The sequence below is a fragment of the Nocardioides sp. CCNWLW239 genome (assembly GCF_037137035.1).
In the GTDB taxonomy this organism is placed as follows: Bacteria; Actinomycetota; Actinomycetes; order Propionibacteriales; family Nocardioidaceae; genus Nocardioides.
Genome location: NZ_JBBBNW010000010.1, coordinates 36,946 through 51,713, shown reverse-complemented (window position 1 = coordinate 51,713; position 14,768 = coordinate 36,946). Strand labels below are relative to the sequence as shown.

Genomic DNA, 14,768 nt, shown 5'->3' with positions numbered 1-14,768 from the left:
AGGAGCAACATCTCGTGAGCAAGGTCCTGACCTCCCTTCCCAAGGGCGAGCGCGTCGGCATCGCCTTCTCCGGAGGTCTCGACACCTCCGTGGCGGTCGCCTGGATGCGCGACAAGGGTGCGGTCCCGTGCACCTACACCGCCGACATCGGGCAATACGACGAGACCGACATCTCGGGTGTCCCGGACCGTGCGATGGCCTACGGCGCGGAGATCGCGCGTGCCGTCGACATCAAGCCGCAGCTCGTCGAGGAGGGGCTGGCCGCCCTTGCCTGCGGCGCGTTCCACATCCGCTCCGGAGGCCGCACCTACTTCAACACCACCCCGCTCGGCCGCGCCGTGACCGGCACGATGCTGGTCCGCGCCATGCAGGCCGACGGCGTCAACATCTGGGGCGACGGTTCGACCTTCAAGGGCAACGACATCGAGCGGTTCTACCGCTACGGCCTGATGGCCAACCCCGAGCTGCGCATCTACAAGCCGTGGCTCGACGCCGACTTCGTCCACGAGCTCGGTGGTCGCCACGAGATGTCGGAGTGGCTGGTCGCCCACAACCTGCCCTACCGCGACTCGACCGAGAAGGCCTACTCCACCGACGCCAACATCTGGGGCGCCACCCACGAGGCCAAGACCCTCGAGCACCTCGACGTCTCGCTGGAGACCGTCGAGCCGATCATGGGTGTGAAGTTCTGGGACCCTTCGGTCGAGATCGAGACGGAGGACGTCTCGATCACCTTCGTCGAGGGCCGCCCGGTCGCGATCAACGGCAAGGACTACTCCGACCCCGTCGCCCTGGTCTACGAGGCCAACGCCATCGGTGGCCGCCACGGACTGGGTATGTCCGACCAGATCGAGAACCGGATCATCGAGGCGAAGTCGCGCGGCATCTATGAAGCGCCGGGCATGGCGTTGCTGTGGGCGGCCTACGAGCGGCTGCTCAACGCGGTGCACAACGAGGACACCATGTCCAACTACTACAACGACGGCCGCAAGCTCGGCCGCCTGCTCTACGAGGGCCGCTGGCTCGACCCGCAGGCGCTGATGCTGCGCGAGGCGATCCAGCGCTGGATCGCCTCCCTGGTCTCCGGCACGGTCACGCTGCGGCTGCGCCGCGGTGAGGACTACACCATCTTGAACACCGAGGGCTCGCATTTCTCCTACCACCCGGAGAAGCTCTCCATGGAGCGCGTCGAGAACGCCGCCTTCGGCCCCGTCGACCGCATCGGTCAGCTCACCATGCGCAACCTCGACATCGCCGACTCCCGTTCCAAGCTGGAGATCTACGCCGGTCATCCCCTGGACCAGGGCACGGTGCTGGTCGAGCACGGCACCCTCTTCGGTGAGCTGCCCGCCGGTGGCTTCGACCGCATCGCCGCCACCGACGGGAAGCCCGTCCCGGCAGCGCTTCCGACCGAGGAGGCCGTGCTGGACGACACCTTCCTGGACGAGGCAGCGCTGGAGTCGGGGAACGACTGATGTCGAACACACCCGCCCACACCACCAACGAGGGCAAGCTCTGGGGCGGCCGGTTCGCCGGCGGTCCCTCGCCGGAGCTCGAGGCGCTCTCGCGCTCGACGCAGTTCGACTGGCGGCTGGCGCTCTACGACATCGCCGGTTCGCACGCCCACGCCAAGGCGCTGGGCGCGGCGGGTCTGCTGACCGGTGACGAGGAGAACGAGATCCACCGGGGTCTGGACGTCCTCGCCGACCGGTTCACCGCCGGGCGGCTGCGGCCGGCCGACTCCGACGAGGACGTGCACGGCGCGCTCGAGCGGCTGCTCATCGAGGAGATCGGTCCCGAGGTCGGCGGCAAGCTGCGGGCCGGGCGTTCGCGCAACGACCAGATCGCCACCCTGTTCCGCAGCTATCTGCTCGACCACGAGCGGGTGCTCCGCGGGCTCGTGCTCGACCTGATCGACGCTCTCGCCACGCAGGCGGACGAGAACCTCGGCGCGATCATGCCGGGACGTACGCACCTCCAGCATGCCCAGCCGGTCCTGCTCTCCCACCACCTGATGGCGCACGCGTGGGCGCTGCTGCGCGACGTCTCCCGGCTCGAGGACTGGCGGGCGAGGGTCGTCTGCGACTCGCCCTACGGGTCCGGAGCGCTCGCGGGTCAGTCGCTCGGGCTCGACCCGGAGCTGGTCGCCACCGAGCTCGGCTTCACCGGGTCGAGCGCCAACTCGATCGACGGGACCGCCTCGCGCGACTTCGTCGCCGAGTTCGCCTATGTCTGCGCCCAGATCGGTGTCGACATCAGCCGGATCGCCGAGGAGATCATCCTGTGGGCGACCAAGGAGTTCGACTTCGTCACGCTGCACGACTCCTGGTCGACGGGCTCGAGCATCATGCCGCAGAAGAAGAACCCCGACATCTCTGAGCTCGCCCGCGGCAAGGCCGGCCGTCTGGTCGGCAACCTGACCGGCTTGCTGACCACCCTGAAGGCGCTGCCGCTGGCCTACAACCGCGACCTGCAGGAGGACAAGGAGCCGGTCTTCGACTCGCTGGACACCCTCGAGGTGCTGCTGCCGGCCTTCACCGGCCAGGTCGCGACGCTGGTCTACAACACCGACCGGATGGCCGAGCTCGCTCCGCAGGGCTTCTCGCTGGCCACCGACATCGCCGAGTGGCTGGTCCGTCAGGGCACCCCGTTCCGGATCGCGCACGAGCTCGCCGGAGCCTGCGTGCAGGCGGCGGAGAAGCGCGGCGTGGAGCTGGACGCGCTCACGGACGAGGAGTTCGCGACGATCTCGCCGGCGCTGACTCCCGACGTACGCCTGGTGCTGACCATCGAGGGCTCGGTCGCCTCCCGGGACGGCCGCGGTGGCACGGCTCCGGAGCGGGTCGCCGAACAGCTCGCCGAGCTCCGGACCGCCTCCGCCGGGTTCCGCCCGTCGTAGTGTCGCTCACCGAGCTGTTGCACCAGCGCCCCGAGGAGACCGCTCCGCGGCTCCTCGGGGCCACGCTGTCGTTCGACGGGGTGAAGGTGCGGCTCACCGAGGTGGAGGCCTACGCGGCCGACGATCCCGGCTCGCACGCGTTCCGGGGCGAGACGAACCGCAACCGGGTGATGTTCGGACCGCCGGGGCGGCTCTACGTCTACTTCACCTACGGGATGCACCACTGTGTGAACCTCGTCTGCCACCCACCAGGCGAACCCGGTGCCATCCTGCTCCGGGCCGGCGAGGTGATCGAGGGCATCGAGACGACCCGGGAACGACGCGGGGCCGCACGGGACGTCGACCTGGCCCGTGGGCCGGCACGGCTCTGCACGGCGCTCGGCATCGACCTCACGATGAACGGGACCCACGACTTCGAGCTGGATCTGGCGCCGGCCGAGACCTGGGCGCGGATCGAGGTGGCCGCCGGGCCACGGGTGGGGTTGCGTCTCGCCCCGGAGCGTCCGTGGCGGTTCTGGGTCGCGGGCGATCCGACGGTCTCGCGCTACCGGCCGGCGAAAGCCCTCTGAGCAGCCGTCTGACGGGCTGTGATCTCGGCCTGACGGGCCGATGACCATCCACAGGCCATGTTCGCACCAGGGTTCTCCACAGGCCTCGCCTCCGAGGGCAGAACTGTCGGTGCCCCTGACCAGGATGGTGGTCGGAGGTGATCGAGATGACGGTCGCAAAGGTAGAGAAGGAACCATCACCAGACGATGGTGGGCAGGTGGGACCGGCCGGCGGGCTGGCGACGGTCAACGAGGTGCGGCTGATCGGCCGGCTCTCGCTGGCCGCGGAGGAGAAGGAGCTGCCCAGCGGCGACCAGCTCACCGCGTTCCGGGTGGTCGTGAACCGGCCACGCGACAAACGGCGGGGGAGCCGGGTGCAGATCGATGCGCTGGAGTGTCACACCTGGGTCGCTCGGGTCCGCCGCGCGGCGGCGACCTGGCAGGTGGGCGACGTCATCGAGGTCAACGGCTCTTTGCGTCGCCGGTTCTTCAAGACCGGCGGACGGCTACAGTCGATGACCGAGGTCGAGGTCTCGTCGGCCAGACGCGTGAGCCGGGCTGCTGCCGCCACCAGACAGGCGAGCTAGTGCCGCGACTTCTCCATCCGCGCGGCATCGAGAAGCCGGATGAGCACGCCCGGATGCGGCTTGGGCTGGAAGGAGGTCGCCTTCTCCGGGAGCAGCTGGCCGATCGAGGCGGAGGAGAGGACGGTGTCGAAGGTCGGTGCCGCCAGCAGCACCGCGACGTCGCGTCCAGGGCGGGCCCGCTTGAGGGCGGCATCGACCTGGTGGGCGTGCAGCACCCGAGACGGCTCTCGGCGCAGCTCGGGGAGGACCCGGTCGTGCAGATAGCCGACGTCGCCGGTGACAGGACTGTCGGTGGTGTCGACCTCGAGCGTGGCCCAGCCGCGTCCGTCGCTGACCACGATGACCCCGGGCCCGAGCCTGCTCAGCGCTGCGTCACGACTGCCCGCGGTCCACGCGGCGCCGACGGCCTCGGCCGCGGCCCGTAGGTCTCGCAGATTGACTCCGGCCAGCACCCGATGGATCGCTCCGAGCTGCAACGGCGTGTCGTCCTGGTCGATGAGCATCGCCAGGCCGAAGTCCGTGGCCGCCGCGTCGCCGGGATCCGCCGCTCCTTGGAGCTCGGCATAGGCCGCATACCGGTGGTGGCCGTCGGCGATCAGCGCCTGCTGGGTGACCCAGGCCGTGCGCAGCTGGCCGATCAGTGTCTCGTCGGTGATTGCCCAGACCCGATGGTGCTGGCCGCCGTGGTCGTCGTACTGGTCGTCAGGAGGACCGCTCTGCACCTGGTCGAGCAGCGCGGCGACGCCGTCGGGCGCGTGGTAGGTCAGCAGGATCGGCGCCGGGTGCACCCGCATCTGCCGCATCCTGGAGGCGAGCTGCTCGGCCTGGGCGGTGCGCACACCTTCGTGGGGGAGCACGGCGGCTTCACCGGGCTCGTCGGTGCGGTGTGAGACGTCGAGGATCCCGACGACGCCCCGCACGGTGATCCCGGCTGCGGTGTACTCGTGCAGATAGAGCGCCGGGACACGGTGCTCGTGCAGATCACCACGCGCCAACCACGAGCTGATCCGCGAGGCGACACCGCGATAGGGCCGGGAGTAGAGCCGCGCCGACGTCGGGTCGCCGATCCGCGATGGCGCCAGCGAGAGCGCTCGAAAAGGCTCCAGGCGCAGCGGACGGCCGAGGTACGGCGCCCTGACCACACCTGTATCGTCCATCCGCACATCGTAGGGTCACCCTGGTGCCATTCGCCGCACCCCCGACTTCAGAGAAGGAACTTCGTGTGCAGACCGGCCATCAGCTGAAGAGCTCAGAACGGGCGCTCGCCGCCGTCTACGACGTGGCGATGCTCGATCTCGACGGTGTGGTCTACATCGGCGGGGCCGCGGTCCCGCGCGCTCCCGAGTCGCTGGCGGCAGCCCGCGAGGACGGGTTGCGTCTGGCGTTCATCACCAACAACGCCGCCCGGCCTCCGGCCAAGGTGGCCGAGCACATCCGCAGCCTGGGGATGGAGGCGACCGCCGAGGACGTGGTCACCTCCGCCCAAGCCGCCGCGCGTGTCCTGGCCGAGCGCCTCGCCCCCGGAGCGAAGGTGGTCAACCTGGGTGCGGCCGGCCTGCGCGAGCCGCTCGAGGCGGCCGGCCTGGTGCCGGTGGCCGTCGACGAAGATGCCGAGGCGATCGTCACCGGCTACAACCCCGAGCTGCTGTGGAAGCACATCCTCCGCGCGGCCGTGCGGATCAAGGACGGGCTCTTCTGGGTCGCCAGCAACACCGACATGACCTTCCCAGCCGCCTACGGCATCGCGCCGGGCCACGGCGTCCTGGTCGACACGCTGCGCCGCTTCTCGGGGGTCGAGCCGGTCGTGGCGGGCAAACCGTCGCGGCCGCTGCTGGAGGAGACCATCCGACGCACCGAGGCCGAGCATCCGCTGATGGTCGGCGACCGGCTCGACACCGACATCGAAGGCGGCCACAACGCAGGCATCGACACGCTGCTCGTGCTCACCGGCGTCACTGGGCTCGAGGAGCTGGTCGCGGCCCAGCCACATCAGCGCCCGACCTTCATCGCCTCCGACCTGGGTGGTCTGCTGGTGGCGCACGAGGCACCAGAGTGCGAGGCCACGACCGCGCGACTGGGCGGCTGGACCGCAGAGGTGCGCGACGACGAGCTGCGTGTCTCGGGCCAGGGCAGCGCCGACGACTGGTGGCGAGCGGCCGCGGCCAGCGCCTGGGCGCACCTGGACGCGACCGGGGCGGCTGCCAGGATCGGTGCACAGGCCGTGCCGCCTGGCCCGAACGACGACGGCGGGACGGTAGTCTCGGCCTCATGAGCGAGCAGCACTTCGACGAGACTCCGGCCTCCGCCGGGCCGGGTGGCACCAGCACGGCCCCGCATACCGGTGTCGCCCGCGTCGACGCGGTCCTCGAGACGCTCGACCGGCTCGGGGAGCTGCCGCTTGCCGAGCACGTCGGCGTCTTCGAGGCAGCCCACACCGAGCTGCGCCGCGCCCTGGATCCCGACAGCCAGGCGCACGACGCGATGGCCCGGGTGGCCGCGGCGTCCAGCGCGCCCCGGCCGACCGACCAGCCCTGAGAGGCGAGCGCATGCCTCCACGCCGCCTGCGCCTCGACGCCGAGCTGGTCCGGCGCAAGCTGGCCCGATCCCGCGAGCACGCCAGCGAGCTGATCGCAGCCGGAAGGGTCACGGTCTCGGGCAATCGTGCGACCAAGCCGGCCACAGGTGTCACCACCGATGTGGCCATCGTGGTCACCGAGGACCCCGACCGGCCCGATTTCGTCTCCCGCGGTGGGCACAAGCTCGCGGGAGCGCTCGCGGCGTTCGAACCGCTGGGGCTCTCGGTCAAGGGCCGCCGCTGCCTGGACGCCGGCGCGTCGACGGGCGGATTCACCGACGTACTGCTGCGCAACGAAGCCAGGCAGGTGGTCGCCGTCGACGTCGGTTACGGCCAGCTCGCCTGGCGCCTGCAGCAGGACGAGCGGGTCGTCGTCCATGACCGCACCAACATCCGTGACCTCTCCCTCGACGTGGTCGGCGAACCGGTCGACGTCGTCGTCGGCGACCTCTCCTTCATCTCCCTCGAGCTGGTCCTGGACGCGCTCATCCGGGTCACCAGCCCCGACGGCGACCTGGCGCTGATGGTCAAGCCGCAGTTCGAGGTGGGCAAGGACCGGGTCGGCAAGGGCGGCGTGGTTCGCGACCCCGCCTTGCGCGCCGAGGCAGTCAACGCTGTCGCTGCGGCCGCCGCGAGGCGCGGCTGGGGAGCGCGTGCGGTCACCACCAGCCCTCTCCCGGGTCCGTCCGGCAACGTCGAGTTCTTCCTCTGGCTACGCCGCGGGGAGGCCACGGTCACCGAGGACGAGATCGAGGAGGCGGTGCGCGAGCAGCGCGGCCTGGAGAACCCCGCCACCGGGGTTGTGTCGGTGGCGTCTGAGAAGGTTGATCCGTGAGCGAGCGCCAGCGAGGGAACCATCCAGACACCACGCGACCGCGTCTCTGTTCGCGCGCTGGCGCTACGGAGGTAGTCGCGTGACGGACGCCGCTACCCCTGCTGTGGACCAGGCCGAGGTTCGGCGCGTCCTCATGCTCATCCACACCGGGCGCGAGGAGGCCCGCGAGGTCGGCCTCGCCTGTGCCAAGTCGCTCGCGGTCCACGGCATCGTGGTGAGGATGCTGGCCGACGAGGCGAGCGACCTGGGGATCGACCCAGCGGCGTACGAACCGGAGCTCGAGCTCGCCGTCGACGAGCAGGACGCGAGCCGCGACTGCGAGCTGGCGCTGGTCATCGGTGGGGACGGCACCATCCTGCGGGCCGCCGAGATCGTCCAGCCTCACCGCACTCCGGTGCTCGGGGTCAACCTCGGGCACGTCGGGTTCCTGGCGGAGGCGGAGTACGACGACGTCGAGTCGACGATCGAGGCGATCGTGCATCGTCGCTACACCTCCGAGGACCGCCTCGCGCTCGAGGTCAGCGTCTTCGAGGACGGGAACAAGGTCTTTCGTACGTTCGCGGTCAACGAGGCCAGCGTCGAGAAGGCCGCCCGCGAGCGGATGCTCGAGGTGGTCGTCGAGATCGATGGTCGGCCCTTGTCGAGATGGGGCTGCGACGGCGTCGTCTGCGCGACCCCGACCGGTTCGACGGCCTACAACTTCTCGGCCGGCGGTCCGGTCGTGTGGCCCGGCGTCGAGGCGCTGCTGCTGACCCCGATCAGCGCTCATGCGCTCTTCGCCAGGCCGATGGTGGTCGCGCCGACCTCGGTGCTGGCCGTCGAGGTCATCTCGCGGGCCGATGGTGTCGGTGTGCTCTGGTGCGACGGCCGGCGCTCCTACGACCTGGGTCCGGGAGCGCGGATCGAGGTCACTCGGGGGGTGGAGCCTGTCAGACTCGTCCGCCTGCACCAGGCGCCGTTCACGGACCGGCTGGTGCGGAAGTTCGGACTGTCCGTGGAGGGATGGCGAGGCGCCGCGGAACGGCGTCCGTTCAGGATGAACGGAGGCGAGCATGCTTGAGGAGATCAGGATCTCCGGGCTCGGGATCATCGAGTCCTCGACCCTGGAGCTCGGACCAGGACTGACCGTGGTGACCGGTGAGACCGGTGCGGGCAAGACGATGATCGTGACCGCGCTCGGGCTGCTGCTCGGCGGCCGGGGCGACGCCGGCTCGGTGCGCAAGGGCAAGAAGGCGGCGCGGGTCGAGGGCGTCATCGACGCCAGGTCGCTTCCCGGCGTCATCGACGCGACCGAGGAGGCCGGGGGAGAGGTCGAGGAGGGCCGGGTCCTGGTGGCCCGCACCGTCGCTGCCGAAGGACGAGCGAGGGCCTACGTCGGGGGAGCGACCGTCCCGGTCGCGACGCTCGGATCGGTGACCTCGCCGCTGGTCGCGGTGCATGGCCAGTCCGACCAGCACCGGCTGCTGCAGCCGCGTGCCCAGCGCGACTCGCTGGACCGCTTCGGCGGTGAGGCGGTCGCCAAGCTGCTCGCGGCCTACGCCGACATCCACGCCGAGCTGCAGAAGGTCGAGCGAGAGCTCGACGAGGTCACCACCCACGCCCGCGAGCGAGCACAGGAGGCCGACCTGCTCCGCTTCGGCCTCGGCGAGGTCGAGGAGGTCTCACCCGAGCCCGGTGAGGACCTCACCCTCGCCCAGGAGGAGGAGAAGCTCGGCTACGCCGACACACTGCGCACCGCCTCGGAGCAGGCCCGCGAGGCGCTCTCCTCCGAGGTCGACGCCCCGGACGCACTGGGGGCGATCTCCGCCGCGCGCCAAGCCCTCGACGGTGTGCGCGACCACGACCCCGACGCCGCCTCGCTGGCCGACCGCCTCGCGGAGGTCTCCTACCTGCTCACCGACCTTGCCGCCGACGTCGCCTCCTACGCGACCGCGATCGAGACCGACCCGGCGCGTCTGTCCGCGGTCTCCGAGCGGCGCGCCGCGCTGACCGCGCTGACCAGAAAATACGGCGAGACCATCGACGAGGTGCTCGCCTGGGCCGAGACCGGTGCGAAACGCCTGCTCGAGCTCGATTCCGACGACGACCGCATCGAGGAGCTCCGCGCGGAGCGCACCCGGCTCCGGGCCGCGCTGACCGAGGCCGGACTGGCGTTGTCGGCCGCACGCTCCGAGTCCGCCGGCGCCCTGGCCGAGGCGGTCAGCGAGGAGCTCACCGGACTGGCCATGCCCCACGCTCGGCTGGTGGTCGACGTCCGCCAGAAGGAGACCGACACGCCTTCCTCCGAGGACGAGCCGCACGCGCCGCTGAAGGTCGGATCCGGCAAGAACGTCCGGTGGCTGCGCTACGGCTCCAACGGTCTTGACGAGGTCGAGCTGCTGCTGGCCGCCAACACCGGCTCCGAGCCGCGCCCGCTCCACAAGGGCGCGTCCGGCGGTGAGCTGTCCCGGGTGATGCTGGCCATCGAGGTGGTCCTGGCGGCCACCAGTCCGGTCCCGACCTTCGTCTTCGACGAGGTCGATGCCGGTGTCGGTGGCACCGCAGCGGTTGAGATCGGCCGCCGCCTCGCGCATCTCGCCCGCACAGCCCAGGTCCTCGTCGTCACCCACCTGCCCCAGGTCGCCGCCTTCGCCGACCACCATGTCGCCGTCGAGAAGACCAGCGACGGGGTGGTGACCAGCTCCGGCCTCACCGTCCTCGACGACGAGTCCCGCGAGCGCGAGCTCTCTCGCATGCTGGCCGGCCTGACGGCCTCCGACACCGCCATCGCCCACGCCCGCGAGCTTCTCGAGGTCGCCCGCTCCGCCAAGGCCTGACCACCCCGCCGAGGCGCCAGGCGCGTCGACTGAGACGTCACCACGGTCGGCCGAGACGTCACCACGGTCGGCCGAGACGTCACCACGGTCGGCCGAGACGTCACCACGGTGACGCCTCGGCCGACGCGGGCGACTTCTCGGCGTGCGGGACTCGCCGGGGTGAGATCCGGGGACTCAGCGCGATACCAGGGGAGGATTGGTGGGCCATGAGATTGCCGACACGCCAGATTCCTTCCGTACTTCCCGGCATCCGCGGCACGCTCCGCGCGGGCCGGCCGACCAGGGCGCTGGTCCAGCGACTCAAAGAGGGCGATATCGCGGTCATCGACCACGTCGACCTCGACCGGAGCACCGCGCTGGCGATCGCGGCCACGGGCGTGATCGCGGTGGTCAACGCGCAGCCGATGGTGTCGGGGCGCTACCCGAACCGTGGTCCGAAGACGCTGGCCGACGCCGGGATCCAGCTGATCGACCAGATCGGCGAAGCGGGCCTGGCGAAGCTGATCGACGGCAAGAAGGCCCGGATCCTCGATGGTGACATCTTCGACGGCGAGCAGCTGCTGACCTCTGGTCGGGCTCTCGACGCGGAGGCGCTCGAGAGCGACCTCGAGAAGGCCAAGCAGGGCCTGAGCTCCCACCTGGAGCTCTTCACCCACAACAGCAGCGAGCTGCTGCGGCGGGAGGAGGAGGTGCTGCTGCACGGCAACGGCGTACCCCCGCTGGACACGCCGTTGGCCGGCCATCCCGTCGTGGTGATCGCCGAGCACCCGGACCTTGACCGGCACCTGACCGAGCTCAAGGGGTTCCTGCGCGACCAGCGCCCGGTGATCATCGCGGTGGGACGGGCGGCGAAGGCGCTCACCAAGAAACAGGTACGTCACGCCGTGCTCGTCCTGGGCCCCGACACCGACACCTACCCCGAACCGAAGGTGCTGACCGGCGCGGCCGAGGTGGTGCTCGCCCCCGGCGGCGCCGGGAGCGAGAACGCTACCGAGCTCCTCGACCGGGTCGGGGTGCAGCCGAAGCGGTTCGACTCGTCCCTGGCCCCCGAGGACGCCGCCCTGCTGGTCGCCTACACCCAGCACCCCTCGCTGGTCGTCGGGGCCGGGCTGAGCACCACGCTGACCGACTTCCTCGAAGACCAGCGCCCAGGTCTGGCCGGCACCTACCTGACTCGGCTCGCGCTCGGCCCGACGCTGATCGACGCCTCGGCCGTCCCGGCTGTGCGCCGCAAGGAGCCGCTGGCCCGGCGGCTCGTGCTGCCGGTCCTCTCCGCGGTGACGGCACTCGCGATCGGCGTACCTGCCGGCATCTGGGCCGCCGACCACGGCCTCACCGAGATCGGGACCGTCGTCGGGGCGAAGGCGGGCGATGGTGCCGCTGCCGACACCGCTGCCGCTCAGAGCGGCGGCGACGGCACCGAGAGCGACCCACGGCAGAGCGCCGAGGCGCAGCTCGTCGCCGAGGCCGGCGACACGCTCCTGGCGGGCAGGCTCGATGGGCAGAGGGTCGCGGTGATCAGCTTCCCGGGCGCGGACCAGAAGGTGGTCAAGGCGCTCACCGGCACCATCAAGGCCGCCGGCGGCGAGACGACCGGGTTGCTCGACGTACGGCCGAAGCTGCTGGACCCCGATCGCAAGCAGTACGTCGACAGCCTGGCCACCCAGCTGGTCGAGCAGCTCGGCCGCGGTGATGCGGACCAGGCCACCTACCAGCGGATGGGCCAGGTGATCGGGCAGACCTACGCGGGCATGAAGCCACCCACGGAGTTCGACCAGCCCGCCAAGACGGCCGCTGTGGCGTTGCTCACCGGAGACCTGGTCACGGCGCAGGGACGACCGGCAGGACCGGCCGACCTCGTCCTCGTCGTCCTCGGCGACGACAGCGACGACACCACCGCTACCGAAGGACTGGTCGAGGGTCTCGGGGCGACCACGAAAGGCCTGGTCGTAGGAGCAACCACCGGCTCCGGTGACCTCGAGGCGCTCCGCGCCAAGGACTGGCCGGGCTGGTTCGCGTCGGTCGACGGCATCGAGTCCGAGGCCGGTCAGATCGCCGCGCCGCTGGTCCTGGATCGGCAGACGAGGCAACAAGGTGGCGATTTCGGTGCGTCAGGTTTCGGTGGCCTGCTGAAGCGTTGATAGGATTGAGGTCCATGAAGTCGGCGAGCTTGACCAAGCACATTTTTGTCACCGGAGGCGTCGCCTCCTCCTTGGGAAAGGGTCTGACGGCATCGTCCCTCGGCCGCCTTCTCCGTTCGCGTGGTCTGAGTGTGACCATGCAGAAGCTGGACCCGTATCTCAACGTGGATCCCGGCACGATGAACCCGTTCCAGCACGGTGAGGTCTTCGTGACCAACGACGGTGCCGAGACCGATCTCGACATCGGTCACTACGAGCGGTTCCTCGACACCGACCTGGTCGGCCACGCCAACGTGACCACCGGGCAGGTCTACTCCAACGTCATCGCCAAGGAGCGCCGCGGCGACTACCTCGGTGAGACCGTCCAGGTGATCCCGCACATCACCGACGAGATCTCCGAGCGGGTCCTGGCGATGCACGGCCCCGAGATCGACGTCGTGATCACCGAGATCGGCGGCACCGTCGGCGACATCGAGTCGCTGCCGTTCCTCGAGGCCGCCCGCCAGGTGCGCCAGCGCCTCGGCCGCGACAACGTCTTCTTCGTGCACGTCTCCCTGGTGCCCTACATCGGGCCGTCCAAGGAGCTCAAGACGAAGCCGACCCAGCACTCGGTGATGGCGCTGCGCCAGATCGGCATCCAGCCCGACGCCATCGTCTGCCGCGCCGACCGCGAGCTGCCCGAGGGCATCAAGCGCAAGATCGCGCTCATGTGCGACGTCGACGAGGACGCCGTGGTGACCGCGGCCGACGCGCCGAGCATCTACGACATCCCGAAGGTGCTCCACCGCGAGGGCCTGGACGCCTACGTCGTCCGCAAGCTCGACCTGCCCTTCCGCGACGTCGACTGGACGCTGTGGGAGGACCTGCTCCGCCGGGTCCACCACCCCAAGGAAGAGCTCACCATCGGTCTGGTCGGGAAATACATCGACCTGCCCGACGCCTACCTGAGCGTCGGCGAGGCGCTGCGCGCCGGTGGGTTCGCCAACGAGGCCAAGGTCCACATCCGCTGGATCCCCTCCGATGAGTGCGAGACCCCCGAGGGCGCCGCGAAGAACCTCCACGACGTCGACGCCGTCTGCGTCCCCGGCGGCTTCGGCATCCGAGGCCTCGAGGGCAAGCTCGGCGCGCTGACCTACACCCGCACCCACCAGATCCCCACGCTCGGCCTGTGCCTGGGACTGCAGTGCATGGTCATCGAGTACGCCCGCAACATGCTCGGCCTCGAGAAGGCCGACTCCACCGAGTTCGACGCCGAGACGCCCGAGCCGGTCATCGCGACGATGGAGGAGCAGAAGGCGTACGTCGAGGGCGCGGGTGACCTCGGTGGCACCATGCGTCTGGGTCTCTATCCGGCCGAGCTCAAGAAGGGCTCGATCGCGGCCGAGGTCTATGGCGAGACCTCCATCGAGGAGCGTCACCGCCACCGCTACGAGGTCAACAACGCCTACCGTGACCAGCTCGAGAACGCCGGCCTGGTCTTCTCCGGGGTCTCGCCCGACAACCAGCTCGTCGAGTTCGTCGAGCTGCCCCGCGACGTACACCCCTACTACGTCTCCACCCAGGCACACCCCGAGCTCCGCTCCAGGCCGACCCGCCCGCACCCGCTCTTCGCCGGGCTGGTGAAGGCGGCCCTCGACCGGCAGAAGGAGCAGCGGTTCCCCATCGACGAGTCCAAGCTGCGCCGCGAGGTCAGCGATGTCGAGCTCCCGGAGGCCGAGCGGGTCGACGAGCCCGCCGAGGTCTGACACCGAGGTCTGAGACCGGCCTGAGCAACGACTGACGAGCCCCTGGGGCCGGCGTGTGCCGGACCCAGGGGCTCGTGACTTGGTGCCCCAGGACCTGTCCTGGGGGCAGGGTTCTAGGGGCGTACCTCGCCGGTCGGCTTGACCTCGCCGCGCCACGCACCGGTCTCGGTGCCGCGGTGCTCGATGAAGTCCTTGAACCGCTCGAGGTCACCCTTGACGCGCATGTCGACGATCTTGAGCAGGTCGCCGGTCTTCTCGACCGCGCCCTCCGGCTCGTACTCCAGACGCAGCGTCACGTTCGTCGCCTTGCCCATCTGGTCCGGGGAGAACGACACCGTCCCCTTGTTGGTGGTGCCTTCCACGGCGCGCCACGTGATGCGGTCGTCGGGGACCTGGTCGACGATCTCGGCGTCCCACTCGCGGGTGACGCCGCCGATCTCGGCCTTCCAGTGCAGACGCTTGTCGTCGAGCTGCTGGACCGACTCGACGCCCTCCATGAACTGCGGGAACGACTCGAACTGGGTCCACTGGTCATACGCTGTGCTGACCGGAACGTCGACCTGGACACTCTTCTGGATGGTGCTCATGTCTCGCGTCTCCTCTCGATTGCGTACGACACAGC

13 protein-coding genes are annotated in these 14,768 nt (G+C 70.2%); 11 read left to right on the top strand and 2 right to left on the bottom strand.

The genetic code is table 11. The annotated features are described in order from the left end of the window. Positions 1-14 precede the first annotated feature (14 nt). The 4 genes from argG to WBG06_RS25420 all read left to right on the top strand — a co-directional run bounded on the left by argG (position 15) and on the right by WBG06_RS25420 (position 4,034). Positions 15-1,475 carry an argininosuccinate synthase gene (gene argG / locus WBG06_RS25435; RefSeq protein ID WP_336740457.1) on the top strand — a complete coding sequence of 487 codons (1,461 nt, stop codon included), beginning with the start codon at positions 15-17 and terminating at the stop codon, positions 1,473-1,475. Further along, positions 1,475-2,899, top strand: a complete 1,425-nt coding sequence (argH, locus tag WBG06_RS25430) for an argininosuccinate lyase (RefSeq protein WP_336740455.1) — start codon at positions 1,475-1,477, stop codon at positions 2,897-2,899. Before argG ends, argH begins: the two co-directional genes overlap by 1 nt. Next, positions 2,899-3,468, top strand: a complete 570-nt coding sequence (locus tag WBG06_RS25425) for a DNA-3-methyladenine glycosylase (protein WP_336740453.1) — start codon at positions 2,899-2,901, stop codon at positions 3,466-3,468. The genes argH and WBG06_RS25425 overlap by 1 nt, the downstream gene beginning before the upstream one ends. 146 nt (positions 3,469-3,614) lie before the next feature. Then, positions 3,615-4,034 carry a single-stranded DNA-binding protein gene (locus WBG06_RS25420; protein ID WP_336740451.1) on the top strand — a complete coding sequence of 140 codons (420 nt, stop codon included), beginning with the start codon at positions 3,615-3,617 and terminating at the stop codon, positions 4,032-4,034. Here the strand turns inward: WBG06_RS25420 and WBG06_RS25415 are convergent. Next, entirely contained in the window at positions 4,031-5,191 is a 1,161-nt protein-coding gene (locus WBG06_RS25415) for a DUF1015 family protein (RefSeq protein ID WP_336740449.1), read from the bottom strand. The genes WBG06_RS25420 and WBG06_RS25415 overlap by 4 nt on opposite strands. A gap of 65 nt (positions 5,192-5,256) precedes the next feature. Between WBG06_RS25415 and WBG06_RS25410 the strand changes: the two genes are divergently transcribed. The 7 genes from WBG06_RS25410 (at position 5,257) to WBG06_RS25380 (ending at position 14,146) form a co-directional block, all read left to right on the top strand. Then, positions 5,257-6,306, top strand: a complete 1,050-nt coding sequence (locus tag WBG06_RS25410; protein ID WP_336740447.1) for an HAD-IIA family hydrolase — start codon at positions 5,257-5,259, stop codon at positions 6,304-6,306. Then, positions 6,303-6,569, top strand: a complete 267-nt coding sequence (locus tag WBG06_RS25405) for a hypothetical protein (protein ID WP_336740445.1) — start codon at positions 6,303-6,305, stop codon at positions 6,567-6,569. The genes WBG06_RS25410 and WBG06_RS25405 overlap by 4 nt, the downstream gene beginning before the upstream one ends. A gap of 11 nt (positions 6,570-6,580) precedes the next feature. After that, positions 6,581-7,444: a TlyA family RNA methyltransferase gene (locus tag WBG06_RS25400; protein WP_336740443.1), complete on the top strand. Its 864-nt coding sequence runs from the start codon at positions 6,581-6,583 to the stop codon at positions 7,442-7,444. 79 nt (positions 7,445-7,523) lie between these two features. Beyond that, a complete protein-coding gene (locus WBG06_RS25395) occupies positions 7,524-8,504 on the top strand; it encodes an NAD kinase (protein ID WP_442945507.1) in 981 nt (326 codons plus the stop codon). Further along, positions 8,497-10,260, top strand: coding sequence for a DNA repair protein RecN (gene recN, locus WBG06_RS25390; protein ID WP_336740442.1), 1,764 nt, complete (start codon positions 8,497-8,499; stop codon positions 10,258-10,260). The genes WBG06_RS25395 and recN overlap by 8 nt, the downstream gene beginning before the upstream one ends. Positions 10,261-10,466: 206 nt before the next feature. After that, positions 10,467-12,401, top strand: coding sequence for a putative cytokinetic ring protein SteA (gene steA / locus WBG06_RS25385; RefSeq protein WP_336740440.1), 1,935 nt, complete (start codon positions 10,467-10,469; stop codon positions 12,399-12,401). 14 nt (positions 12,402-12,415) lie between these two features. Further along, entirely contained in the window at positions 12,416-14,146 is a 1,731-nt protein-coding gene (locus WBG06_RS25380; protein WP_336740438.1) for a CTP synthase, read from the top strand. Between the two features lie 113 nt (positions 14,147-14,259). On the opposite strand, the gene WBG06_RS25375 is transcribed toward WBG06_RS25380, so the two are convergent. Beyond that, positions 14,260-14,733 (bottom strand): SRPBCC family protein, encoded by a 474-nt coding sequence (locus WBG06_RS25375; RefSeq protein WP_336740436.1) that lies wholly within the window; start codon positions 14,731-14,733, stop codon positions 14,260-14,262. Between the last annotated feature and the right edge of the window lie 35 nt (positions 14,734-14,768).